The 22,794-nt window shown below is 66.9% G+C and carries 25 protein-coding genes; 12 read left to right on the plus strand and 13 right to left on the minus strand.

Annotated elements, in window-relative coordinates; genetic code table 11:
- The first annotated feature begins 153 nt into the window (after positions 1–153).
- Positions 154–2,574, plus strand: coding sequence for a M28 family peptidase (locus IF46_RS0129580; RefSeq protein ID WP_420063604.1), 2,421 nt, complete (start codon positions 154–156; stop codon positions 2,572–2,574).
- Between the two features lie 56 nt (positions 2,575–2,630).
- On the opposite strand, the gene IF46_RS0129585 is transcribed toward IF46_RS0129580, so the two are convergent.
- On the minus strand, positions 2,631–3,119 hold the full coding sequence (locus tag IF46_RS0129585; RefSeq protein WP_030491692.1) for a hypothetical protein: 489 nt from the start codon (positions 3,117–3,119) through the stop codon (positions 2,631–2,633).
- Positions 3,120–3,399: 280 nt separating this feature from the next.
- Here IF46_RS0129585 and IF46_RS0129590 point away from each other — a divergent pair, with 280 nt between their 5' ends.
- Positions 3,400–5,550, plus strand: a complete 2,151-nt coding sequence (locus tag IF46_RS0129590; RefSeq protein ID WP_051724262.1) for a tetratricopeptide repeat protein — start codon at positions 3,400–3,402, stop codon at positions 5,548–5,550.
- 4 nt (positions 5,551–5,554) lie between these two features.
- On the opposite strand, the gene IF46_RS0129595 is transcribed toward IF46_RS0129590, so the two are convergent.
- Both IF46_RS0129595 and IF46_RS0129600 read right to left on the minus strand, forming a co-directional pair.
- A complete protein-coding gene (locus IF46_RS0129595) occupies positions 5,555–6,496 on the minus strand; it encodes a threonine/serine dehydratase (protein ID WP_030491694.1) in 942 nt (313 codons plus the stop codon).
- A 16-nt stretch (positions 6,497–6,512) separates the two neighbouring features.
- The gene (locus tag IF46_RS0129600) at positions 6,513–7,286 is read right to left on the minus strand and encodes a hypothetical protein (RefSeq protein ID WP_051724263.1); all 774 of its coding nucleotides are present in this window, start codon (positions 7,284–7,286) and stop codon (positions 6,513–6,515) included.
- Between the two features lie 220 nt (positions 7,287–7,506).
- Here IF46_RS0129600 and IF46_RS0129605 point away from each other — a divergent pair, with 220 nt between their 5' ends.
- Entirely contained in the window at positions 7,507–7,755 is a 249-nt protein-coding gene (locus IF46_RS0129605; RefSeq protein ID WP_030491696.1) for a hypothetical protein, read from the plus strand.
- A gap of 464 nt (positions 7,756–8,219) precedes the next feature.
- Here the strand turns inward: IF46_RS0129605 and IF46_RS35390 are convergent, their stop codons facing one another.
- Complete coding sequence (locus IF46_RS35390) at positions 8,220–8,777, minus strand: winged helix-turn-helix transcriptional regulator (RefSeq protein WP_232234212.1); 558 nt, start codon at positions 8,775–8,777, stop codon at positions 8,220–8,222.
- On the opposite strand from IF46_RS35390, the gene IF46_RS0129620 reads away from it, so the two are divergent.
- Positions 8,700–9,335 (plus strand): NAD(P)-dependent oxidoreductase, encoded by a 636-nt coding sequence (locus IF46_RS0129620; RefSeq protein ID WP_030491698.1) that lies wholly within the window; start codon positions 8,700–8,702, stop codon positions 9,333–9,335. The genes IF46_RS35390 and IF46_RS0129620 overlap by 78 nt on opposite strands.
- Positions 9,335–9,757 (plus strand): nitroreductase family deazaflavin-dependent oxidoreductase, encoded by a 423-nt coding sequence (locus IF46_RS0129625; RefSeq protein WP_030491699.1) that lies wholly within the window; start codon positions 9,335–9,337, stop codon positions 9,755–9,757. The genes IF46_RS0129620 and IF46_RS0129625 overlap by 1 nt, the downstream gene beginning before the upstream one ends.
- 140 nt (positions 9,758–9,897) lie before the next feature.
- On the opposite strand, the gene IF46_RS0129630 is transcribed toward IF46_RS0129625, so the two are convergent.
- Positions 9,898–10,251 (minus strand): hypothetical protein, encoded by a 354-nt coding sequence (locus IF46_RS0129630; RefSeq protein WP_030491700.1) that lies wholly within the window; start codon positions 10,249–10,251, stop codon positions 9,898–9,900.
- A gap of 219 nt (positions 10,252–10,470) precedes the next feature.
- On the opposite strand from IF46_RS0129630, the gene IF46_RS0129635 reads away from it, so the two are divergent.
- Positions 10,471–10,815, plus strand: coding sequence for a hypothetical protein (locus IF46_RS0129635; RefSeq protein WP_157563649.1), 345 nt, complete (start codon positions 10,471–10,473; stop codon positions 10,813–10,815).
- A 15-nt stretch (positions 10,816–10,830) separates the two neighbouring features.
- Here IF46_RS0129635 and IF46_RS34935 read toward each other — a convergent pair whose 3' ends face one another.
- The 3 genes from IF46_RS34935 to IF46_RS0129650 all read right to left on the minus strand — a co-directional run bounded on the left by IF46_RS34935 (position 10,831) and on the right by IF46_RS0129650 (position 11,535).
- Positions 10,831–11,004: a hypothetical protein gene (locus IF46_RS34935; RefSeq protein WP_198041566.1), complete on the minus strand. Its 174-nt coding sequence runs from the start codon at positions 11,002–11,004 to the stop codon at positions 10,831–10,833.
- Entirely contained in the window at positions 11,001–11,219 is a 219-nt protein-coding gene (locus IF46_RS0129645; protein ID WP_030491702.1) for a hypothetical protein, read from the minus strand. The genes IF46_RS34935 and IF46_RS0129645 overlap by 4 nt, the downstream gene beginning before the upstream one ends.
- Before the next feature lie 88 nt (positions 11,220–11,307).
- Positions 11,308–11,535, minus strand: a complete 228-nt coding sequence (locus IF46_RS0129650; RefSeq protein WP_084598100.1) for a hypothetical protein — start codon at positions 11,533–11,535, stop codon at positions 11,308–11,310.
- A 249-nt stretch (positions 11,536–11,784) separates the two neighbouring features.
- On the opposite strand from IF46_RS0129650, the gene IF46_RS0129655 reads away from it, so the two are divergent.
- Positions 11,785–12,954: a helix-turn-helix domain-containing protein gene (locus IF46_RS0129655; RefSeq protein ID WP_030491704.1), complete on the plus strand. Its 1,170-nt coding sequence runs from the start codon at positions 11,785–11,787 to the stop codon at positions 12,952–12,954.
- A 75-nt stretch (positions 12,955–13,029) separates the two neighbouring features.
- On the opposite strand, the gene IF46_RS0129660 is transcribed toward IF46_RS0129655, so the two are convergent.
- The gene (locus IF46_RS0129660) at positions 13,030–13,596 is read right to left on the minus strand and encodes an NUDIX hydrolase (RefSeq protein ID WP_030491705.1); all 567 of its coding nucleotides are present in this window, start codon (positions 13,594–13,596) and stop codon (positions 13,030–13,032) included.
- A gap of 378 nt (positions 13,597–13,974) precedes the next feature.
- Between IF46_RS0129660 and IF46_RS0129665 the strand changes: the two genes are divergently transcribed.
- From IF46_RS0129665 to IF46_RS0129680, 4 genes are all read left to right on the plus strand, one after another.
- The gene (locus tag IF46_RS0129665; protein ID WP_030491706.1) at positions 13,975–14,352 is read left to right on the plus strand and encodes a hypothetical protein; all 378 of its coding nucleotides are present in this window, start codon (positions 13,975–13,977) and stop codon (positions 14,350–14,352) included.
- Between the two features lie 1,052 nt (positions 14,353–15,404).
- Positions 15,405–16,184: a hypothetical protein gene (locus IF46_RS34610; RefSeq protein ID WP_157563652.1), complete on the plus strand. Its 780-nt coding sequence runs from the start codon at positions 15,405–15,407 to the stop codon at positions 16,182–16,184.
- Positions 16,181–19,477, plus strand: a complete 3,297-nt coding sequence (locus IF46_RS34110) for a DEAD/DEAH box helicase (RefSeq protein WP_084598099.1) — start codon at positions 16,181–16,183, stop codon at positions 19,475–19,477. The genes IF46_RS34610 and IF46_RS34110 overlap by 4 nt, the downstream gene beginning before the upstream one ends.
- Positions 19,478–19,619: 142 nt before the next feature.
- Positions 19,620–20,177, plus strand: coding sequence for an HD domain-containing protein (locus tag IF46_RS0129680; protein WP_030491709.1), 558 nt, complete (start codon positions 19,620–19,622; stop codon positions 20,175–20,177).
- On the opposite strand, the gene IF46_RS0129685 is transcribed toward IF46_RS0129680, so the two are convergent.
- Positions 20,165–20,635 carry an NUDIX hydrolase gene (locus tag IF46_RS0129685; protein WP_030491710.1) on the minus strand — a complete coding sequence of 157 codons (471 nt, stop codon included), beginning with the start codon at positions 20,633–20,635 and terminating at the stop codon, positions 20,165–20,167. The genes IF46_RS0129680 and IF46_RS0129685 overlap by 13 nt on opposite strands.
- A gap of 78 nt (positions 20,636–20,713) precedes the next feature.
- On the opposite strand from IF46_RS0129685, the gene IF46_RS34115 reads away from it, so the two are divergent.
- On the plus strand, positions 20,714–21,103 hold the full coding sequence (locus IF46_RS34115) for a tyrosine-type recombinase/integrase (RefSeq protein WP_232234213.1): 390 nt from the start codon (positions 20,714–20,716) through the stop codon (positions 21,101–21,103).
- Positions 21,104–21,160: 57 nt separating this feature from the next.
- On the opposite strand, the gene IF46_RS0129695 is transcribed toward IF46_RS34115, so the two are convergent.
- The 3 genes from IF46_RS0129695 to IF46_RS0129705 all read right to left on the minus strand — a co-directional run bounded on the left by IF46_RS0129695 (position 21,161) and on the right by IF46_RS0129705 (position 22,771).
- Positions 21,161–21,415, minus strand: a complete 255-nt coding sequence (locus IF46_RS0129695) for a Smr/MutS family protein (RefSeq protein ID WP_007465523.1) — start codon at positions 21,413–21,415, stop codon at positions 21,161–21,163.
- A 118-nt stretch (positions 21,416–21,533) separates the two neighbouring features.
- Positions 21,534–21,902 (minus strand): tetratricopeptide repeat protein, encoded by a 369-nt coding sequence (locus IF46_RS0129700; RefSeq protein ID WP_030491712.1) that lies wholly within the window; start codon positions 21,900–21,902, stop codon positions 21,534–21,536.
- 98 nt (positions 21,903–22,000) lie between these two features.
- The gene (locus IF46_RS0129705; protein WP_030491713.1) at positions 22,001–22,771 is read right to left on the minus strand and encodes an ROK family protein; all 771 of its coding nucleotides are present in this window, start codon (positions 22,769–22,771) and stop codon (positions 22,001–22,003) included.
- Between the last annotated feature and the right edge of the window lie 23 nt (positions 22,772–22,794).

Raw genomic sequence — 22,794 nt, forward strand, 5'->3', positions numbered from 1 at the left:
TGCCCGCGGCGCGGGCGGGGATGGGCCGCATCACTGCCCACCGAATGACGAACCGGGTGGCTGGTGGACGCAGGCGTACCGGCCATCCCACCCGGGGCCGCCGACGGGCAGGATGATCCCACCCCAGGCCCCACCACCCCCCGAGGAGTTTCCGTGGGCGCACCCACCACCCCGGCCGCGACGGGCACGCCGCCCCTTCCGATTCCGGCCGTACCCCCGGCCAACCGCGCGCTGACTCGGCCGCGTCGGCGGCTCGTGGCCGCAGCGGCGGCTCTGGTCGCGCTGGCCGCGGTCGGCGCCGGCAGCCTGCTCGACCTGCGCACCCCGGCTCCCAAGCCGACGGACGCACCGGCGGGTGAGTTCAGCGCCGGCCGGGCGTACGAGGACGTCCAGGTGATCGCGGCCCGGTCGCACGTCGCCGGCAGCCCGGCCAACGAGCAGGTCCGCGTGCACCTCGAACAGCAGTTGCGGGGGCTGGGCCTGGAGACCGAGGTGCAGGACACCGTGGCGTCGGAGGCCGGTCAGCTCAGCGGGGCGGCGGGCGGGGCGACCCTGGCCCGGGTCCGCAACGTGGTGGCCCGGCTGCCCGGCACCGACTCGACGGGCCGGGTCTTCCTGGTCGCCCACTACGACTCGGTGCAGACCGGGCCGGGTGGCAACGACGACGCGGCCGGCACGTCGACGATCCTGGAGGTGGCCCGCGCGCTGACCACCGGCCCCCGGCTCCGCAACGACATCGTCTTCGTGTTGACCGACGCCGAGGAGGCATGTCTCTGCGGCGCGTCCGCGTTCGCCGCCAGCCACCCGCTGGCCGCCGACGGCGGTGTGGTGCTCAACCTAGAAGCGCGGGGCTCCACCGGGCCGGTGATCATGTTCGAGACGTCCCGGAACAACGCGAAGCTGGTGGACGTCTTCGGTCGAGCCGCCCCGCACCCGGTCGGCACCTCCTTCGCGGTGGAGATCTACCGCGCGCTGCCCAATGACACCGATTTCACCGCGTTCCTGGATCAGAAGTTCGTCGGGCTGAACTCGGCGTACATCGACGGTGGGGCCATCTATCACACGCCGTTGGACACCCCAGCCGCCATGGACCGGGGCAGCCTCCAGCAGCACGGGGACAACGCGTTGGGCCTGGCCCGGGAGTTCGGCGGCACCGACCTGACCGACCTGCGCTCCGGGCACGACGCCACCTACTTCCCCGTCCCCGGTGGGCTGGTCCGCTACCCGGGCTGGCTAACCCTGCCGCTGGCCCTGCTCGCGGTGGCCGCGGTGGCCGCCCTGGGCTGGCTGACGCGTCGCAGTGGCCGGGCCAGCACCGGCCGGCTGGCCGCCGGCTTCGCGCTGGCCCTGGTGCCGATCATCGTCGCGCCGGTCGCCGCCCAACTGCTCTGGCTGGCGATCACCACGATCCGACCGGGGTACGCGGAGCTGCTCGACCCGTACCGGCCGATCTGGTACCGGTTGGCCGTCCTGGCGCTCGCCACCGCCATCCTGTTCACCTGGTACGCGCTGACCCGCCGCCGGATCGGCCCGGCCGCGCTCGCCGTGGGCGGGCTCGCCTGGCTGGCCCTGCTCGGGGTGCTGCTCGCCGTGGCGGTGCCGGGTGGGGCGTACCTCACCACCCTGCCGGCACTGGCCGGCGCCCTCGGCGGGCTGGTCGCGCTGCGTACCCGACAGACCGGACCGTGGCCGGTGGTGGCGGTGACGGCCGCCGCGGTCGTCGGTGTGGTCATCCTGCTGCCCACCGTGGTGCTGCTCTTTCCCGCGCTGGGGATGGAGAAGGGCGGGGTGGCCGCACTGGTCGCGGTGCTGCTCGGCCTGACCGCCCTGCCAGTGGTCGACCTGCTGCACCCGCAGGCCGGTGGCCAGCGCGGCCTGCTGGCGCTGCGGGCCCGGCGGCTCGGCGTGCTGCCGGCCGGCGCCGCCGCCGTGGCGGCGGTGGTGCTCGCCGGGGTCGGGCTGGGCGTCGACCGGTTCGACGCCGCCCATCCCGCACCCACCCACCTGATGTACGCCCTGGACGCCGGTACCGGCCAGGCCCGTTGGCTGAGCGAGGAGACCGACCCGCAGCCGTGGACGGACGGCTACGTGGACGGGGTGGCCGACGTCGGCGACGACTTCCCCGGACTCGGCGGCGGTGAGCTGCGGGCCGGTCCGGCGCAGTCGGCGAACTTGCCGGCGCCGAGGCTCGACGTGGTGGCCGACGCTACCTCCGGAGGCGAGCGCACGCTGCGGCTGCGGCTCACCCCGCAGCGGACGGCCCGGCTCGCCACCCTGCACGTCGACACGTCGACCGCCACCGTGCTGCGCGCCGAGGCAGCGGGGAGGTCGGTGCCGGTGGAGCCCCGCGCAGGCAAGTGGGGCTTCGGGCTGGTATTCCACGCCCCACCGACGGAGGGCATCGAGGTCACGTTGACCCTGCGTCCCGTCGCCGGGCGGGTGTCGCTGCGGGCGATGGACGCCAGTGACGGGTTGGACGCGCTGCCCGGCTTCCGCCCCCGGCCGCCAGCCGTCGGCGTCGTCGGGTCGCACAGCTCGGAGATGCTTGCGGTCGCCCGTACCTATCCCATCTGACGGGACGCGGTGGTCCGGCGGAGCGATCTGCCCGCCGGACCACCGGAGCCGATCGGTCAGCCCACCGGCTCCGGTTGACCGGCACCGATCCGGTGCCAGCGATTGCCGTCGTGATCGGTAAAGGTGAGGTCCACCAGAACGGTGTCGGCCGTGCGTAGCCGATATTCCGCAGCGACGGTGACGAAGAGGTCGTGCGAGTCGCGGCCCGGTATCCGACGCACCTGTTTCGGCGCGGCCAACCCGACCGACGGGCCGTCCGGATCATCGGGCTGGGCGAGCCGAGCCAGCACCACCACGTCCAGCACCGGGGCGTCGCTCTCGTTGGCCACGGCGATCCGCAGCACCGAGGTGCCGCGAATCTCGGCCACCGCCGAGACCAACCGGGCCTGGGTGGCCCGGGCTCGCAGATCGTCGCTGCGGCGAGCACGGATTTCCCGCCGCAATCCGAGATAGACGAAGAGCACACTGGCGATGGAGCCGACCGCGCCAAACCAGTCCGGCACGGTTCCCCAGTCGATCACGTCCTGGATTGGCGACCAGTTCATGCGTCCATCGTGGATGCCTCTGTCGATGCCGCGCACGGCGGATCGGCCGGAATCGACCGCGAATTGGGAATTCCGGCACCGATTACGGTCACCCGGGCGGCCTAAACGGAGAGTGTGCAACCCAGTACGGGGATGGATACGCTTGCGGTTCACATGGCGCGGGTGGCAATCCCTCCGACTGTCCATCAGATGGACAGGATCTTTCGCCACCGGCCCATTGCGAATTCGCCACCGAAGGGGGACCGCATTGACTGCGGACGTTCCACCCGAGGATGCCGGCGTGCCTCGGCCTGCGTACGACCGACCGAGTCGTGTCTCCGTCGATCCACCGCTCGGGCGACTGGACTGCCCGCTGCACGGGCGCGACGACCTGATCGACGAGATCGTGCAGCCGGGGGAGGTCGCCACGGACCGACCTCCGGTGCACATCCTGTGCGGAATGGGCGGCTCCGGCAAGAGCCACGTCGCACTGGAGATCGCCCGCCGTGCCCGAGCTGGCGGCCGGACGGTCTGGTGGGTGCAGGCGGGACGGCTCAACTCCGGAATGCGGGAGGTGGTCAGCCAGCTCGGCGCGTCGGAGACCCAGGTCGACCAGGCCTGGGCCGGGATGATCAGTGCCACCGACCTGGTGTGGCGCTACCTCAACCAGGCCGCGCAGCCCTGGCTGTTGATCTTCGACAGCGCGGACGAACCCGCCACGCTGGGCCCCACCGACGGGGTGCTCGCCGACGGCACCGGTTGGCTGCGCCGCCCGGAGGCCGACGACGGCATGGTCATCGTGACCACCCGGGATGGCAACCGGGCAACCTGGGGCACCTGGTCGACGCTGCACCAGGTACGCCCGCTCGACGCAGACGCCGGCGCCCAGGTGCTGATCGACCGGGCCGGCGCACAGGCCGGTGACCTGGCCGACGCCCGGGAGCTGGCCCGTGAGCTGGGCGGCCTGCCCCTCGCCCTGCGGGCGGCCGGCAACTACCTGCGGTCGGTCAACGCCAGCCCGGTCTGGCGCGGCACCTCGACCATCACCACCTTCGCCGAATACCGCAGCGCCGTGCAGCGTCGGTTCCGCTCACCGCGCGACGCCGCCGACGTCGACCTCGACGAGTCCCTCGGCCTGGAGATCGTCCGCGAGGTCGACGACCTCTCACTGGATCTGCTGGCCCGCCGCCAGCTCCAACAGAGCCGGCCGCTGCTCAACGTGCTGGCCTGCCTGAGCGTCTCCCCGGTGCCCTACGAGGTGGTGCTCAAACCGGCCATCCTGGCCCAGTCGCCACTCTTCAAAGGGCTCACCGCCCGGCAGCGGGTGAAGGTGCTGGAGGGCATCGGCAACCTCGCCCTGGTCGACTTCGACGTCGTGGAGGAGGTCACCGACCCGGCGTTCGCCCACGTGCTGTCGCTGCACCCGCTGGTGCACGCGATGTTCCGCGACCGCGACGAGGTCCGTGAGCAGATCGCCGACTACCACGGGCTGGTCATGAAGCTGCTGCTCGCCGCCACCGAGGGGCAGAGCCCGGACGACTCGGCGGCCTGGGCCAACTGGGATGTGCTGGTGCCGCACCTGGTCGAGGCCGTGCGGGGATACCTCGTGCCGCAGAGACACAAACACGACCCCGAGACGGTACGCCGCGCGCTGGAGCTGGCCCGACTCACCGCCCGCTACCTCATCGCGATCGGTCTACCCGGCTCGGCCTTCGACATCCTGGAGCCGATCGTGCGCGGTTGCGCCGCGTACGACCACGACCTGGACCGGCCACAGGTGCTGGCGCTGCGCCACGAGCTGGGCCGCACCTGGCTGGAACGCAACCAGCCGGAGATGGCCGACCGGGTCCTGCGCGAGGTGATCGCCGACCGCACCAGGGTGCTGGGCAGCGACGACGCCGACACCCTCGCGAGCCGGCACAAGCTCACCAAGGCGATCATGGCCCAGCGGCAGTGGCCGGAGGCCGAGTTGGAGCTGCGGCAGATCGTCGCCGCCGAGGACCAGGTCCGGGGCCCGGAACACTGGGACACCATGATCGTGCGGCACAGCCTCGCGCTGGCCGTGCTCGCCCAGCAACGGGCACCCGAGGCCGAGGAGATGCTGCACGCCATCCTGGAGGTCCGCTACCGGCTGTGGCCGCTCAACCAACCGGAGACCTGGCAGGCCCGGCACACGCTGGCCCGGTGCATGCAGGCGCAGGGCCGGCTCGCCGAGGCGGAAGCCGAACTGCGGGCCACCCTGGCCACCGTGGAACCCCGGCACGGCGATCGCAGCGAGGTGCTCGCCATCCGGTCCACCCTGGCCCTGGTGCTCCTGCTCGAAGAACAGGTCGACGCGGCGATCGAGGTGTACGAGCAGTTGCTCGCCGATCGCCGGCGACTCCTCGGGGACACCCACCTGGACACCCTCCAGGTGGAGCACGCGCTGCGCCGGCTACGCACCGGCGGCTGACCGGTCAGTGCGGTGCGGCCGGCCCAAGGTCGCTCGGGTCGGTGTTGCCGCCGCAGATGATCACTGCCACTCGCTCACCCGGCTGCGGCACGTACGCGCCACCGACAAGCGCGGCCAGCGCCGCGGCGCCACCCAACTCGGCGGCGACCCGCAGCTCCGACCAGAGCAGTCGACGCGCTCGCACCAGGTCCTCGTCACGGACCAGCACGGAGACCACCTCGGTCCGGCGGGCGGTGTCGAAGGCGATCTCGCCAATCCGCCGGGCGCCCAGCGAATCGGTGGCGATGCCGCCCACCTCGATGTCGACCGGCCGGCCCGCCTTGAGGGCCGAGTGCAGGGTGGGGATCTGCTCGGGCTCGACCGCGACGACGCGTACCGAACCTTCGAACCAACTGGCGATGCCGGACACCAACCCGCCGCCACCGACCGCCACCAGCACGGTGTCGATCCCGTCCACCTGCCGCTCCAGCTCCCGGCCGACGGTGCCCTGCCCGGCCACCACCTCCGGCTGGTCGTACGCGTGCACGACCAACGCGCCGGTCTCCGCCGCCCGCTGGGTGCTCGCCGCCAACGCCTCGGCGTAGTGCTGGCCCACCTGGCGCACCTGAGCGCCCAGCCCGGCCAACCGCTGCACCTTCACCGGCGAGGCGGTGACCGGCACGAAGACCTCCGCCGGCACGCCCAGCGACCGGGCCGCGTACGCGACGGCGAGGCCATGGTTGCCACCCGATGCGGCGATCACTCCGGCCGAGGGCAACGACCCCTGGAGCATCCGGTTGAACGCGCCACGCGGCTTGAACGAGCCGGTGTGCTGGTGCAACTCCAACTTGAGGCTGAGCTGACCGGGCACGCCCAGATCGGCACCGTCGACGGCGATGACCGGGGTTTCCCGGACCCGCCCCTCGACGAGAGCCGCAGCCGCCTCGACGTCGTTTCTGTCCACCATGGGGAAACGCCCTTCACTACGACCAGAGGGCCAGTCGACCATCGTCGGTGAGCCCGACGAAACATCCTATGGAGATCCGTCGGCCATCCGACGCGGGACGCACCGTGTGGTAGTGCCGCGGATCAAACAGAAAGCCCTCCCCGAGCGTGGGGCGCAGCGTCAACGACTGCGCGTCGGCGGCCACCGACTCCTGAAAGCCGTACCCACCGGGAATCCGCAGCTCCTCGTCGTTCGGCTGCCAGCGCCGCCGCCACAGCACGGTCTCACCACCGGCCGGCGGCACCCGGATGTAGATGTTGAACGCCAACTGCGCCACCACCTCGCCGTCGAGCAACCGACCCGCGTACTCCCGGACCGCGTCGTCGAAGTGCACCTGGAGCCCCGCGTTGATCTCCCGGACGACGCCGACGTGCATCTCCCGACGCTGCCGCCGCCCGGCAGCGACGTCCGGCCAGGCACCTCGGAACGCGTCCAGGCACAGGTCCCGGGGCGAATCCGGTAGGCCCAGCGTCGACCAGCTCTTCTCGGCCGCGCGGGCGGCGTCCCAGTAGTCCTCGCGGAGTTCACCGGCGGCCCGATGGTCGTTGATGGCCGGGCCGAACTTGGCCACGACGGGAAAGACCCGGCTCTCGTCGTAGCGGTCCATCGGCGCGTTCGCGAGCGCCGCGGTGATCGCCTGACAGCGGGCCGCGGAGAGCAACCCCGGCACCCGGACGGCGGCCAACCGCCCCGCGATGAGCCCGGCGACATCCGCACGGGTGATCGACTCTGCTTCTACGGCAACGAACAAGGGATCGATCCTGCTCGAATGCTGCACGGCGGTCCTCCCGTAACGAAGATCCCTCACCGAACTTGTCACGCCCCCCGATCCGCGCACCGTGCAATGTACAAACCTCCAGCAAGGCGCGGTTCCACAGATCCACGCGGGATGGCGCGGCCGCCGCTACCATCGGCGCAACCGGGGTACGCGACACCGAGCCGTACGGCGGGCGCTTTCCACCGATCGGAGAATGGTGACGTTTCCCGGCGTGACAGATGATGCGACTAGTTCGAACGCTGACAAGGAGTTCGAGATGGCAGGCGCCGGCCCGACCGATCTTGACATGCACGTCGATCGCCTGGAAATGGCGCGTCGAATAGCCCGAGAAATGATCGAGTCGGACCATCAGGCTCTGGAGCTCGCCGTACGGCAGCGCCCGCAGTGCTGGTCCCGCCGCCCCGCCGGCCACGGCGGTCGGCCCGACGCCCTCGCGGGCTGACCCACCAGAGGACCCCGGGCGTCAAGCGCATCACTCGACAGCGTCAGGCCGGCCACGCCTGGACGATGTCGTCAGGTCCCCAGACCAGGTCCACGGCCTCGGCCGGGAGGTCGACTCCGGAGCGGCTGACCACGATCAGGCCGCTGACACCGGGCTGGAAACCAGGGATCAGCGGGGCGTGACGCCGCAGTTCGTCGAGATGGTGCCGGTCGAACGGGCCGTCCTGCCATTCGATGGAACCGGCGAAGGCGATGCGGGAAGCGATCGGAGCCCGATCGGCTCCGACAAGATCGATCTCTGGGTTGCACTGCCGATTCCACCAGCCGCCGACTTCCCACGCGTCGGTCCAGGGCAGGCCGTCGGCGCCTGCGGAGATGGCGAGCGCATCGCGGATGATTTGTGGCAGAGGCGCTGCGCCGGGCGCGTCACGACGCGGGGTTCACCCGACGTCTCGTGCTGGTCTGCTACCTGGCGCGCTGAAGTGGTGTCGACGCTTCGCGCGCGTCGAGGAGTTCCTCCCAGTGTTCCTCTGCCCAGGCGCACATGGTGGCCATTGGTTCGAGCATGCTGCGGCCGAGTGGGGTCAGGTCGTACTCGACGCGGCGTGCTCGATCGAGGTGGGTGATGCGCTGGATCAGGCCGTCTCGTTCGAGTGCCCGCAATGACTTGGTGAGCGCCTTCGCGGTGATGCCACGCAGCGGGATGCGAAGCTCCGAGAATCTTCGGGTCCCGTGTTCCAGGCAGCGGATGATCATGCCGGCCCATTTGTCGCCTACGCGGATCGGTGACAGGTCGGACGGGCAGACCGGGTCGAACATGTCCGGGTCCAATGGCGCGTTCACGGCGTCTACCGTAGTTGGTATCCGATCGGAAACCACGCCGCTGGCTACGGTCACCGTCGGTGGTCGGCGATCCGGGCCGACCGAGAGAGGCGTGGTGTTGCTATGGGCAAGATTGTGGTTTTTGGCGCGGGTGGTCGGGCCGGCCGGGCGGCCGTTGCCGAGGCGCGCCAGCGTGGCCACCAGGTCACCGCCGTGGTGCGTGAACCAGGCAAGCACGGCAGCCTGACGGGCGACGAAGTGCGCGTCGTCGCCGGTGACGTGACCGACACCGCCAGTGTCGCCCAAGCGGCCGAGGGACACGACGCCGCGATCAGCGCGGTCTACGACGCCGCAACCGAGCCCGGCGCGTTCTTCACCGGCGCCGCCCGGGCACTCCTCCACGGACTGCCCCGAGCGGGCGTCGGACGGCTGCTCGTCGTTGGCCTGGCGTCAGTACTGAAGAACGCCTCCGGAACGGTACTGATGGACACGCCCGGCTACCCGCAGGAATACCGATCGTTCTACCTCGCGCACGCGGCCGGAGCGGACGTGCTGCGCACCGCGACCAACGGGCTGGACTGGCTGATCGTCAGCCCTGCCGGTGACTTCGACCACGACGGAGTACGCACCGGACGGTACCGTACCAACACCGCCGATGCGGACAGTCGCATCTCGTACCCCGACTTCGCCGTCGCATTGCTTGACGAGATCGACACGCCCAAACACGACAGGACGCACCTGGGCGTCGAGGCCTGCTGATGACCGAGGAGATTTTCGACAGCCCGAACACCTGGGTGGCCGAGCATATCCGTCGTTTTGTCGAGACCAACGGCAATGCCAGACCAGGCGTGAACGATCTGTTGTTGACCACCCGGGGACGCAGATCGGGAAAGCTGCGTCGCACCGCGCTGGTCTACGCCCGAGACGGTGAACGCTACGTGTTGGCCGCGTCCAACGCCGGAGCCGACCGGCATCCCGCCTGGTACCTCAACCTTGTTGTCGATCCCAACGTCACGGTGCAGATCGGTGCACACGCCTTCATAGCGAAGGCACGAACCGTAACGGCGGAGGAGAAACCCAGACTGTGGGGGTTGATGGTCGCGACGATGCCGGCCTACCAGGGCTACCAGGAGGCGACCAGCAGGGACATTCCGATAGTCATCATCGAACGTGAAGGATGATCGACCTGACACGCGAGCGTCCAGGACGGATTGGTTAAGTTCGGCTGAGCGCGCTGCGCAGCTCGTCACCATGCGTGAGCGGAGGGCCTTCCGGCCGCGACTAAGCCGTCGCAACCGACGGTGGTGCAAAGTCGCGAACGTCAGGACCAGCAAGGTATTGCTGGCGCCGCGGCCAGAAGTTGCGCGGCATTACCTGTGGGCAGAGGGTAAAAACTCGCACACCTTGGCCGGAACGTGTGCGTTTTATTGAACGGGCCGAGGACCATGTTCGTGGCCCTGCCGTAGAACGGGCGGTCGTACTCGGAGAACCGCTGCATCATGTGCAGATCACTGCCGAGCAGCAGCAGTAGCACTGGCTTGTTGGAGATGAGCCGGTCCCAGGCAACCTGAAGGTGCCCGTCGAACGTCGCGTCCTGCTCGGAGATCCAGGGCAGTTCGTCGAGGACAACCACAGTCGGCGTATCGGGCAGGACACCCGCCAGGACCCGCAGCATGTCTCCCCAGCCACCTGCCGGCGACCGCGGATGGCGACAAGATCAGTCTACCTAAAGCCGTGGGCGGCTATGGTCCGCAGGCAGAGGGCGTGACGCTTCTCCTGCCGGCGGCATTGATCCAGTTCGTGAAAGTCCTCGACGGAATCGGATGAGACAGCGGCTCCCGCGCCGATTCGATCGGGGGCTGACCCCACTCGCGCAACAGCGGATACTTCGCTCATGACTCTCGCACCGTCACGCACTCATCTCGTTGACGCGCGCTCATCCTTCTTGGTGCTGGTCGGCTGGTACGTCGCCGTTGTCGTGTCGTTCGGCCTGTTCCTCAGCACGCTTTCCGGGTCGGTCCCGGCTGGCTGCGGCGAGGTATGCGATTCCGAACGGTCGCGGGCGCTGCTCTTCGGGCTCTACACGGCTACGCCCGCGCTGTTCCTCGCGCTGCTGGTCAGCCTGGCAATGCTCGCGGGCCTCGTCGCCCGTACCCGGATCCGCTCGTCGGCCGTGCTGGGCAGCCTGTCCGCGGTGCTTCCGCTGGCCGTGTGCGGACTCCTCATCGCCAGCCTCTGACCGCCGCTGCTCCCATCAGATCAGCCGCTGGACGCGGACCTTCGGACGCTCGTTACGCAGGTGGCCGTGTTTGTGCTGGCGAATCTGCTCGTCCCAGACGTCCTGGTCGTAGTCGGGGTCCGGCGGGATCCACTTGTGGGAGCCGTCGCTGTAGTGGAACTTCTCGTCACCCACACGAAGGATGCTCATCGGGTCCAACCGAGGAAGCGATAGTGCAGATGGCCGGCCGGAACGTGGGCCAGGTCCTGGGCGGCGTCAACCAACTGGGCGGCCAGGTAGAGGGCGAGCGACACCGGCGCCCTGTCGTACTCCGCTTGCAACTCCTGGCGGCGGGTGCGGCAGGGCCAATCAGCACCACAGCCGCCGCAGGTCCAGCCCGGGGTCATCGGGAGGTGGCTCGTCATCGGGCGCCGCCCTGACTCGGCCAGTGACCGCGTATCGCCGCCTGTCGTGGCTTGCTACCGGCCTCGTCGCCCGGGTGGATGCTGCCCATCAGCGCGTCCACGCCACAAAGCGCTCGTACAGCTCAGCCGGCGCCACGTCGGGCAACTCCACGGCGACGATGAATAGCAGGCCGCCAACGTAGGTGGAGAGGCCAATGCGATCAGGTCCGTACGCCTCGGCCAGGCGCACCCGCGCCGGGTGGCACGGCCAAGGCATACCCGCCTCGCACATCAGGCACTGCCACTGCGGCCGACGCGGCAGATGCTCCCCGTCCATCCGGCGATCCAGTGCCGACGCCGACCGCTCAGCCTGGCTCGCTCGTGCCTTTTGCGGCACGTCGGCCGTCACAAAGCCATCTGCCGGCCATCGAGATTTCCGCCCCGCGTGAACTGCCACCACGCCTCCCACCAGTCACCGCGCGTGCTCGTCCGGTACACCCTGCGGCGGTACGCTCACATCGGTCGACGGGTTGCGGGTTGCCAACCCGCTCCGTTAACCCGGCAACTCCGGTGGGAGGCGCGAGACATGCCAACATTCGGCGTCCGAATGCGACAAGCGCGGGAAGCGCATGGCCTCAGCCTGGCCGCGCTCGCCGAGCTGCTGCCCGCCGACAAGGGGCATCTCTCCCGGCTTGAGAACGGCCGTCGCCGCCCCGGCGAGGATCTGGCCCGCCGAATCGACGACGTCCTCGCCGCTCGCGGGGAACTGATCGCTTGCGCCGCCCTGGATGTCGCCGCCGCCACCGACACCCGGCCGTCCGAGACCGTCGAACTGCTACATCGAATGCACGCCAGCGACACCGCCCCCGCAACCATCGAGACGTTGCAGGCGACTATCACCGAGCTGTGCTGCCAATATGGGTGGCGCGACGCTGGGGAACTCCGCGCCGAAGGTCAGGGTTGGCTGCGTGAGGTCGCGCGGCTGCTACAGCGACCGACCGGGCTACGGCAGCACCGCGAACTGTTGGTGTGCGCGGGCTGGCTGGCACTTCTGATTGGTTGTGTCGAGTACGACCTCGGCATGCGCGCCAGCGGTGAAGCCACCCGTATCGCCGCCCGCCAGCTCGGCGACGAAGCCGGTCATGCTGACATCACCGGCTGGGCGTGGGAGATGACGGCCTGGTTCGCACTCACCCAGTCCCGACACGAGGCGGCGCTGACCGCCGCCCGAGCCGGCCAGGAAGTCGCCGGCCGGCAGCGGGTGGGAGTTCAACTGATCGCACAGGAAGCCAAATCGCTGGCACGGCTCGGCGACCTCCACGGCGCGCGGATGGCACTCGATCGAGGTCGGCGGCTACTCGACGAACTCGGTGCGCCTGACCGCCCCGACAACCACTTCGAGGTCGATCCGGGCAAGTGGCTGTTCTACGCGATGGATACCTGCCGGCTCGCTGAACACGACGCTCTCGCCGAGCACTACGCCAACGAAGTTCTGCGTCTCGGCGCTGGCCCTGACGGCATCGAACGCTCACCTATGCGGATGGCCGAAGCCCGACTCACTCTCGCCGCCACAGCCCTGCGCGCGGGCGAGCTGGATCGGGCCATCGAGCAGGGGGTGGCAGCGTTCGCTGCTACTCGCCGGTCCCTGCCGTCGTTGCTGCTGGTCGCTGGCGAGGTTGACGTCGAACTGCACCGTCGCTACCCGCACGAGCATGCCACCGCCGACTTCCGCGACGCGCTGAACGCGGTTCGGTAGCTGCTTGCGGCGATATTTGATCTAGATGGCAGGCAGAGGTAGTACGTCGACGTGACCCTCGGTCAACGCCGCTGACTACAGCTCGCCCCGGGCTTTGCGCGCGACCAGCTCCAACACCGCGATCACCGTGCCGGATCCCACGATCTCACCCTGGGACACAAGGTCCCGCGCTTCCGCCAACGGCATCCAGGCCACCCGCTCGGCCTCGTTGACGTCCACTGGCGAACCGATGTGTACCGCATCGCGCGCAAGGAACAACAGATTCTCCGCGTCCGCAGTCGCCACCCACGGCTGGAACGACAGCATCGGTTCCACCGCACCCGGACGCCATCCGGTCTCCTCTTCAACCTCCCGGACCGCGCATCTCGCCGGCTGCTCACCGTCGTCGACGTAACCCCCAGGCAGCTCCCACACCCACCGGTCGAACACGAACCGGTGCCGCCGCATCAGCAGCAGCCGCTCCTGCTCGTCGAGCACCGCAACCATGGCTGACCGGGGCGCCCGGATCACGTACTGCTCGAAACGGATTCCATCCGGCAGTTCCACCTCGGCGATGCTCAACCGCGCCCGCCGGCTGTCATCCACCACCCGCTCACCGTGAATCGTCCACCGCGTCGACTCGGTAACCTGCTCCTCCGTCACCCGCCCAGTATCGACCACCGGCACGGACGCATCGCCGCACCTCACGACGAAGATCCATCCGACGCTAAACCGAACAGATCCCTCCGAAGCTAGATGGAATCTAACTTCGACGCGATCTACCTAAACCACGGGTCGATGGCCGCATGGGACGGTCGCCGCAGAACAATGGGCGTTGGACGCTACTTCCAGCGGTATTGATCTCGGGCAGGGGCGTAGTCGATCAAACTGGACGACTACGCCTCCGACCTGGGGCCGGAACTGGCATGGATGGCCAACGATGGTCAGTGCTGGTTCCCCTCGCACGGCCTGGAAGCGGCATGATCTTGGGCGGAGCCGCAGGGATAGGCTGAACCGAGACCGAGCGATTGGGAGGTCGCCATGACTGAGCCTGCGCCGCCCCCCGCCTCAAGGATCGATCCCGACCGGCCCCGGCAGTTCGCCCAGAGTGGCCGCGAGGTTGACTTCTTCCTCCCGGTGGTCTGCACCGATCGCGGCCAGCACAAGCGGCGTCTGCTGACGGTCGCGCGCCGCGAGCTCGACGGCAGCGGAGGCATGAGTTCGGCCTTGGAGTGGTTCGCGCCGCCGATGGGAGCCGAGGCGAAGCCGGGAAGCATGATCGGGAAGAACTCCTACATCTTCAGGTGCCCCTCATGCAGTCGAAAGCCACAGATCAACAGCGTGAAGTGGTGGAAGCTGGTCGATGACGCGGTGCGCGCCAAGCTGCCCGAGCTAGATCTGTCCCTGCTACCCTTCTAGTACTGCGCACGAACACGGCAGCCCTGGCGCGAGGACGGGGTTACGTTCAACCAGCAGGTTCACCCCTCGGGGTGCTCGCCGAAAGCCCACTCATCCGGTGGGGCGGTTCATTACGCCCTCCGGAGGTACAAGTGGCCTCGCAAGATGTGGACATCGCCGACGGCACCCCGACGCCGAAGCGTCGACGTCCGAGCGTTCGGCCTCGTCAGTCGCCAAGCAGCACCCAAGACGTCCTCCTGGCCGCCGCAAGGTCCGGATGGGGGCCTACGCTCCGGTACGGTCTTCTGCTTCTCATCCACCGCGGACCACTGCCAGTCATGGGCCTCATCGCTTACCAGGTCGCACGCTCGAAGGGCTGGCTGTAGCACTCAACTTCCGCGTCGCCATCCCGTCGGCCTTCGTCCGCACACCCGTGGAGTGGGTGGGGCCTGCCCGGTCAAGGTGGAGCACCCAGCGGCTGAACGACCTTGACCGGGCAGGCCCCACCTGCTCGGCTCCGCCCGGACGGAGGTTGTCGGGATGGCGCCACCATCCCAGAGCGCCCGAGCGCCCCGCCGGAGGCACTGCCCGTGTCTCGACCAACTGAAGCCCCGGAACTGCCATCGACCATGGCGGCCCGGGGCTTCTTCGTATGTCGCGCCGCCGGCGGGCTATCACCGACGCGCTGGCGGCCGAAGGCCAGAGGCGCGGCGGCGGGCCATCGGCCCGGCCCAGGTTCGGCGGCGCGAGCGGCCTGCGAAGCGGGCCGCCTTGATCTCGTACAGAAACTTCTCACACGGTGACTCCCGCTAGACTCCCGCTAGGCCATGTCCGACCCGGCCAGGTGTCATGCCGCAACGGCACAAGGGGCAGATCGGATCGCGTCGCTGGCGTCCACGCAATTGCTGCACGTCAACATCCTCCGAACGCATCACCTGGAGGCCACTTCGGCCGCCGTACCACACCCAATGGATGCGCCATACCCACCGTTGCTCTATGTTACAGAGCAATCGCCTCCTGTAGTCTGCACCAACAGGATCTCGTATCCGTTCCACCTTGGGAGGGTGACGTGGATGGCAGGCACAGTCGCCTATCAGATCGACGGATGCGTTGTACCTGCCACGGGATTCGAGCTAACCGCCACTGATGTCGAAGAAATCGCGCCGGCGATACGGGCGATTTTGCGAGATGACTCTGGCCTGAGTGAGGCCTTCGAGGCTCTACAGGATCTACCCCGAACAGAATTCGCTGTCACCATGCTACAACGTGTACTAGAGCCACCTAGCAAGTTCGAAGAGTGGCGTGTCGGCGAAGCCCTCGCAGAACATCATTTGTCGATCTCAAGGGATTGCACCTTTCCTTGGGCCGACAGTCGTTCAGCTCGCAACCCAAACAGCATCAGTGGCGGCGTCGATCTGATCGGATTTCACTCCGGCGACCGGGTGCGATTCGTCTTTGCCGAGGTGAAGACTAGCCACCACCAGTCATGGCCTCCGTCGGTCGTTACCAGCCGAAGCGAAGGGCTCCGGGGCCAGCTATCGGGCCTCAATGACAGCGACGATCGTAGTCGTTGGGCGATCAAGTACCTCACCATGAACAGCATCAACAAGCCGTGGTTTAGCATCCACCGGCAGGCAATGCAGACATATCTCGCAGACGTCAAAGACGTGATGCTTTTCGGGGTTTTGGTACACGTTGCCACCGCAAACATGAAGGATCTCGAAGCGTTAACAAATCGCCTTTCAGAGTTGCCTGCCACGAAAACAGCGATAGAATTGATCGGGTTGTACATTGAGGCCGACGTGTTGGCATCGCTGGTGGAAGGGCCGATCGCAGTGGAGACGGCAGCATGAGCATCTCTAGCAGAGGGCTCGAAGCGCTACAAAACCACTGGTCCGTGGCTTCGATAGGCCCTGAGCGAGTAAAAGCAGCGCACGAAGCCGCAGCTCGACTCTATGTACAGCATAACCTCGGCCAGCAGTTGCGACTTCCCGTCGACAACACGGCGGAGGATGGCTATGCTCTCATTCACGATGTTGCCTTCGCCTACGAGATCGCAGCCAGCGAGGGAATTGACGAGCTGGCCAAAGCGACGCCCTCTCGGTCAACCGAGTCAGCCGAGATAGCTGAAGCTGCCGCGTACCGAGCATTCGAATTGCTAAGATCCCTTCCTCTGGAGGACTACTCACTCGAAGCTTTGGTACGGCAAGTACTACAACTGGGTGCCCTAGCTTATTGCTCTGATCGGTGGGCGGAGTACCGCGCGTGGTTGCGGGATCGCGACGTCAAACCGGAATTGTTCGGCGTTGGGCGCACTTGGGACACAAGAGTCCTCAGCAGCCTTGGTCAGGTGTGGGTTCGTCTGTTGCGAAAAGATGGTTGGGGAGATTTAGAGGGAGTAGCCCAGATTGTCGCCCACCTTCGGAGTGACCAGCGGGAGAGCGAGGAGGTTCTTTTCGGCTCGAAGAGCCATCCGGATGAGTTAAAGGCAACGGGCTGGCGCCTAGTAGCCTTATATCACTGGGCGAAGCTTTCGGAACTCGTTGCCGCATACCTCATGCAAGGAACCCCCGCCGACATCGTCACCCACCTTGAATTCCATTTCGATCGCGCCATCTCGGCGGCTCAGCAGTCTGCCGATCCGGCCTTTGTCGTAGTACTGCGTTGGCAGAGGGCTATGGTCCATCGAATGGTTTCCGGGTCCCTTTGGGCGGTTACCAGAATTGGCCCAGAGATCCGAAGCGTCGTTCGGACTGCTACCCGCGAACGATCGATGTTCGAGATGCTTCCGCCGCAGCGAGTCGCGATTCAAGAGCAAGGATTGCTCGATCCCGCAAGCGCAGCCGTTGTAGTCGACCTTCCGACGAGTTCCGGCAAAACCATCCTTGCTGAATTTAAGATCGTTCAAGCAATCAGCCAGTTCAAACAGGATCGAGGCTGGGTTGCTTACATCGCACCGACTAGAGCGCTAGTCTCCCAGATCACCCGGAGGCTGCGAAGGGACCTAAGTCCTAGCGGAGTGCGCGTAGAGGAATTGACTGCGGCGGTCGAGCTGGATGAGATCGAAGCATCCATGCTGGCCGAGGCGGAGGGAACCTTTGATGTCTTGGTGGCCACACCGGAGAAGCTCGCGCTAATTATCAGAACCCGCGCTATAGCCCGGCCTCTCGCGTTACTCGTACTTGACGAGGCCCATAACATTGAGGACGAAGACCGCGGCATCCGTATAGAACTATTGCTTGCAACGGTAAAGCACGACTGTCCCCATGCCAACTTCCTGCTGCTTATGCCGAACGTTCCCAACGGGGATGATCTCGCTCGTTGGCTTTCGCCGCAAACAGGAAAGAGCATCAGTCTCTCGACCACCCCTTGGCAGCCGAACGATCGTCTGATCGGCCTCGTATCCGTGACCGCTCCTCCAAGTGGTCGCGGGAGGCAATGGGGGCTGGAGTTTGAACCTCTAGTCACCATGGCTCCGTCGCTTCGCATCGATGACACTTACCAGCTTGGCGATGGACCCCAGCTCGATTCGACGTACTCGGCTATCAGGACCAACCTAGGGAAGATCGCTGGCGCGGCGTCAGTAACGCTCTCTAATCGCGGGACAGCGATTGTGATCTGCGTTAACATCCCGAGCGTATGGGCGGTTGCTGGTGCCTTGGCTGACGAGTTGCCGGAATCCACGGATCCGGAGATTGAACTCGTGCAGCGCTACCTAGCAACGGAAGTCAGTGAAAACTTCACACTAATAAAATTGCTGTCACATCGAATCGGCGTGCATCACGCCGGGCTTTCCGACGAGACTCGATCTCTGATGGAGTGGCTCGCGGAACAGGGAAAGCTGCGTATCCTTGTCGCCACGACCGGCCTCTCACAAGGTTTGAACTTCCCGGTCTCGTCGATCCTGCTCGCGAGTAGGCACCTGCCGGCTCGGAGGTCTAGCCGACCCATGAGTAGCCGCGAGTTTTGGAATCTTGCCGGACGGGCTGGACGGGTGGACCAGGACAGCATCGGGGTCGTAGGGATTTCCTGCAAACCCGATGACCGCGAGACCCTCAAGAGTTTCGTCTCAGAGAAGACCGGCCGTCTGGTCTCGCGCCTCGTAACGCTTCTTCAGGAATTGGAGGACGCGGGTCAGCTTCTTCAACTTGAGCGTTCGATTTACGGTGACCAGTGGGCGGATTTCCGAACCTACGTCGCACATCTATTCGCGCAGAAGAAGAATCTCGACGCCGTCCTCGCGGAGACGGAGCTGCTGCTTAGAAACACGTTCGGCTACTCTTCACTGGCCGAATCCACTCCTAAGAAACGCGATCAGGGCCTAAAGTTACTAGAAGCGACGAGAGCGTATGCAGCGGATCTCGCAGAACGGGTGGAAACAACCACCCTCGCGGACAGCACGGGATTCACCCCGGAGGGGATCAGGGCGGCTATGCACAGCATGCGTGATATGCCGCACGCGCTAGACGCCGACGACTGGCAACCATCAAGCATTTTCGGGGACGTCTCTTCTAGCTCTCTGCCAGAACTAATGCGGGTAATGCTTCAGCTCCCTCAGATTAGCGCCAGCATCGAGGAGTTAAATGGCGGCGTGGGGCCCGGCCTCGGCGATCGAGCTGCCCGAATCGCAGTGGACTGGGTCGAAGGCGTTTCTATCGAGGATATTGCAATTCGGTATTTCTCGGGCTCGCATACAAGCACGACAGCGGCTATCACGGAGGCGACACGCGCGATCTACCGACACCTCGCCGTTGCGGGCGCCTGGGGGCTTTCCGCGTTGTCTAAGTTGCCGACCAGCGGAATCGATTTCAGCGCACTCCCCGAAGACCAGTTGCGCAGAATCAATCTTCTCGGCGCCATGATTTATCACGGTGTCAATACTGAAGCTGGTGTTGTTATGCGGATGAGTTCCGTGCCACGTAGCGTAGCCAATTCCTTAGGCGTGGAGTTCGCAAGGACGCAGCCACCGGAAGGGATCCGCCCTGCCCCGGCTCGTGAATTTCTGAGGGCTTTGAGTCCCGGTGAGTGGCAACGGCACGTACCTGAGGGCGCCCAGGTGAGCGGTGCCGACCTGCGCCAGCTCTGGCAGGTGCTGTCCGGGGAAGCCCTCAGGTCTTCGTCTGAAGAGACGCAGTCCGCTAGGTGACATCCGCGAGGGGGGTAGTCGGCCTCGTCAGGTGCCGGCCGCTTCTGTGGACACCCTGCTAGGAGGCTGACACACGCTGCTCCTTTACATTCGTCCGCTCAGGGCCATCGTCACAGGGAAGGTGGGGAACTAGTCTCGGCTCATGAGGGAAGGGGTCGAACTGGCAGCAGCGGTGGCACATCGTCATCTAGCAGACGAGCTCCCCCGCCGCTGGGACCATGTGCAAGCCGTGGCCACGAAGGCAGCTCGACTCGGGGATGTGCTAGCACTCCCGGAATCCAGCCTGCTGGTCTCTGCGGCGTGGCTGCACGACATTGGGTATGCAGCGTCGATCCGGGACACAGGCTTCCACTCCCTAGACGGGGCAAGGTGGCTCTTGCGGGAAGGGTTCAGCTACCGCCTGGCAAGCCTAGTTGCCCACCACTCTTGTGCAGCCTACGAAGCTGAGGTTCGCGGCCTGGGTATCGAATTGGCCGACGAGTTCGAGCGAGAGGAGTCCCCCGTCTCTGACGCCTTGTGGTTTGCCGACATGACCACTGGGCCTGACGGGCAGGACTTCACGGCGGAAGAACGACTTGCCGAGATTCGCGAACGGTACGGGCCTGATCATCTGGTGACGCGGTTTTGGGACGACGCAGAGCGGCCGCTGCTTGAGGCAGTGAAGAGAACTGAGGCGAGGATGTCTGGCTATCCGATGTAGGGCTCGCGCCGTCGCTCGAAGCCGTGGTCAATGCGAAGGCGCATAGAGGGGTGGATAGTGAGTTCATCCAGCTTCTCTTGACCGATCCATCTGACCGCTGATGACTCGTCGCTAGTCTTCGGCTGCCCATGGAGGTATCGGCTTCGGAAGCATATGGAGAACTGCTGACGAATTTCACCGTCGCTGTACTCCACGACGTGGCTCGGGTTGGTGTATATCCCGATCACACCGGTTACCTCGACGTCGACTCCGGTCTCCTCGCGCGTCTCCCGTACCGCCGTCTCGGCGATGTACTCGCCGAAGTCCTGGGCACCGCCGGGCAACGCCCAGAGGCCGTTGTCGGTGCGCTGGATGAGCAGCACGCGTCCCTGCTCGTCCTGGACGAAGACGGTCACGGCTACGACGATGCTGTTCGGCTTCGGGGCGTTCGGGTTGTTGAAGTGCTCGATCCGGGCCATGCCTCCAGCCTCTCACCGCTGGCGGCTCAGTGCTCGGGCCAGACGGCCCGCTTCTTCCCGAGAACTCGGTTGAAGGCAGTGACCCTGCCGTGGGAGACGCTGACCGGCGAGCCGCGAACCGTCGAGCTGTACCTGACGACACCCGCCGGCCTGGCGCTGTCCCGCTCGATGTTCAATTCCGCCGTCTGGAAGCCCGCGATCCGGGCGACCGGCATCCCCGATGACCGACACAACGGAATGCACGTCCTGCGGCACACCTACGCCTCGGTCCTCCTGGACGCAGGGGAAAGCATCAAGGCTCTGTCGGCCTACCTGGGCCACGCGGACCCGGGCTTCACCCTCCGGACCTACACCCACCTACTGCCGGCCAGCGAGGATCGCACCCGCCGGGCCATCGACAAGGCACTCAGTGAGGACCAGGCCGGCGATGATGTTCCGCCATCCCTTGACGGCCTGGACACGGCATGATCTTGCTTCCGACCCCCTCCGAGCGGACTAAATGCCAGTTCAGAGGGCATGCCACCTCTACTTCCAGCGGAAGTGTACGAAGAGGCGGCCGAAGTTCTTCGAGTCCTTCTCCACCCGGTGGTAGAGCTGCTTGACGTCCTTCTGGTCGAGGAACCGCAGCACTCGCTTCTTGAGCTGGCCGGAGCCCTTGCCGGGGATGATCTCGACGAGGGTGGCCTTCTTCGCCACCGCCTCGTCCATGATCCCGCGCAACGCGCGGTCGATGTCCTGGCCCTTGTTGAAGATCTCGTGCAGGTCCAGCTTGAGCTTCATGCCGCAGCCCCCGGCCGGTCAGGTCCCATGTCCGCCATCCTAGGCACGTCCGGCAGGTCGCCCGACGACGAAGGGGCGGCCCCGAAGGACCGCCCCTGCACGCGTCACCGGGTCAGACTCAGCGCCGGCCGCCCAGGCGGGTCTCCACCCGTTGCAGCGCGGTCCGGTAGTCGTCGTTGGCCGCGTACATCGCGGCGGCGATCCGCAGGTGCCGCAGCGCGTCGGTGTGGCGGTTGAGCCGTTCCAGGGTCCGACCGAGCACGTGGTGCGCGTAGTGGTCGCTCGGGTCCCGTTCGATCAGCTCGCGCAGGTGCTCCTCGGCCCGGTTGAGCTGGGCCGACTGGAAGTACGCCCGGGCCAGCAACTGCCGGACCGCCGCGTTGCCGGGCTCGGCGTCGATGATCGGCTCCAGCAGTCGGGCCGCTCCGCTGGGGTCACCTGTTTCGAAGAACATGGTCGCCCGCCGGTAGTCCGCCAGAAGATCCATCTGCCACCTCCTCGGGTCGCACCGTCACCTGTTCCGACGCTGGCACAACACCGCGCGTTTGGCGACTGTTCCCGGGGGCGAGATCAGACGAGATCCGGTCAGGTACGGGCGTCCCGGCGGCCGGCGGACAGCTCCCAGGCGCGGACACCGCCGACGATTCCGGCGGTGTTCGGCACCACCACCACGTCGTCGCCCATCCGGGCCAACTGCTCGGGTCGGATCAGTCGGGAGTTGCCCCCGCCCAGGTAGAGCCGGTCCCAGCGGAACACCGGACGCAGCCCGTCCACCACCTGCCGGATCCGACGGGACCAGAAGGCGTCCCCGAGCCGCCGCCGTTCCGGTTCACCGACGTACGTGTCGTAGGTGGTGCCCCAGCGCACCGGCGCGTGCGACAGCTCCAGGTGCGGTGCGAGCACCCCGCCGTCGAAGAGCGCGCTGCCCAGCCCCGTCCCCAGGGTCAGCACCAGCTCGCAGCCGGTGCCGGCGACCACCCCGGCACCGTGCACCTCGGCGTCGTTGAGCACCAGCGCCGGCACCCCGAACGCGTCGGCGAGCGCGCCGCGCGCGTCCCAGCCGGACCACTCGGCGAGCAGGTCCGGGTCGACCCTGGTGCGGGGGCCATTGCGGGTCACGTAGTGCGGTGTGGCCACGACCACTCCGTGCCGGATCATCCCGGGTACGCCGACGGTGAGCCGGTCCGCCGTCGGCAGGCGCCCGCCCAGATCCAGCAGGGTCCGGACAAACAACGCGGGCGGCAACGGGTACGGGGTGGGCACCCGCAACGGCCGGGCCCGCATCGTCCCCGCCTCGTCGAGCACGGACGCCTTGATGCCCCCGCCGCCACAGTCGATCGCCAGTGTGGTCACCACGACGTTGAGTCTGCCCGCTGCCG

The sequence above is a fragment of the Micromonospora chokoriensis genome, assembly GCF_000718555.1.
In the GTDB taxonomy this organism is placed as follows: Bacteria; Actinomycetota; Actinomycetes; order Mycobacteriales; family Micromonosporaceae; genus Micromonospora; species Micromonospora chokoriensis_B.

Coding starts and splice junctions, on each gene's coding strand:
- IF46_RS0129635 (WP_157563649.1), top strand. CDS start 10,471: ATGACTCTCGCACCGTCACGCACTCATCTCGTTGACGCGCGCTCATCC.
- IF46_RS34610 (WP_157563652.1), top strand. CDS start 15,405: ATGGCAGGCACAGTCGCCTATCAGATCGACGGATGCGTTGTACCTGCC.
- IF46_RS34110 (WP_084598099.1), top strand. CDS start 16,181: ATGAGCATCTCTAGCAGAGGGCTCGAAGCGCTACAAAACCACTGGTCC.
- IF46_RS0129680 (WP_030491709.1), top strand. CDS start 19,620: ATGAGGGAAGGGGTCGAACTGGCAGCAGCGGTGGCACATCGTCATCTA.
- IF46_RS0129605 (WP_030491696.1), top strand. CDS start 7,507: ATGGTGACGTTTCCCGGCGTGACAGATGATGCGACTAGTTCGAACGCT.
- IF46_RS0129650 (WP_084598100.1), bottom strand. CDS start 11,535: ATGGACGGGGAGCATCTGCCGCGTCGGCCGCAGTGGCAGTGCCTGATG.
- IF46_RS34935 (WP_198041566.1), bottom strand. CDS start 11,004: ATGAGCATCCTTCGTGTGGGTGACGAGAAGTTCCACTACAGCGACGGC.
- IF46_RS0129595 (WP_030491694.1), bottom strand. CDS start 6,496: ATGGTGGACAGAAACGACGTCGAGGCGGCTGCGGCTCTCGTCGAGGGG.
- IF46_RS0129700 (WP_030491712.1), bottom strand. CDS start 21,902: ATGGATCTTCTGGCGGACTACCGGCGGGCGACCATGTTCTTCGAAACA.
- IF46_RS0129645 (WP_030491702.1), bottom strand. CDS start 11,219: ATGACGAGCCACCTCCCGATGACCCCGGGCTGGACCTGCGGCGGCTGT.
- IF46_RS0129695 (WP_007465523.1), bottom strand. CDS start 21,415: ATGAAGCTCAAGCTGGACCTGCACGAGATCTTCAACAAGGGCCAGGAC.
- IF46_RS0129665 (WP_030491706.1), top strand. CDS start 13,975: ATGACTGAGCCTGCGCCGCCCCCCGCCTCAAGGATCGATCCCGACCGG.
- IF46_RS0129655 (WP_030491704.1), top strand. CDS start 11,785: ATGCCAACATTCGGCGTCCGAATGCGACAAGCGCGGGAAGCGCATGGC.
- IF46_RS0129585 (WP_030491692.1), bottom strand. CDS start 3,119: ATGAACTGGTCGCCAATCCAGGACGTGATCGACTGGGGAACCGTGCCG.
- IF46_RS0129685 (WP_030491710.1), bottom strand. CDS start 20,635: ATGGCCCGGATCGAGCACTTCAACAACCCGAACGCCCCGAAGCCGAAC.
- IF46_RS0129630 (WP_030491700.1), bottom strand. CDS start 10,251: ATGCTGCGGGTCCTGGCGGGTGTCCTGCCCGATACGCCGACTGTGGTT.
- IF46_RS0129620 (WP_030491698.1), top strand. CDS start 8,700: ATGGGCAAGATTGTGGTTTTTGGCGCGGGTGGTCGGGCCGGCCGGGCG.
- IF46_RS0129625 (WP_030491699.1), top strand. CDS start 9,335: ATGACCGAGGAGATTTTCGACAGCCCGAACACCTGGGTGGCCGAGCAT.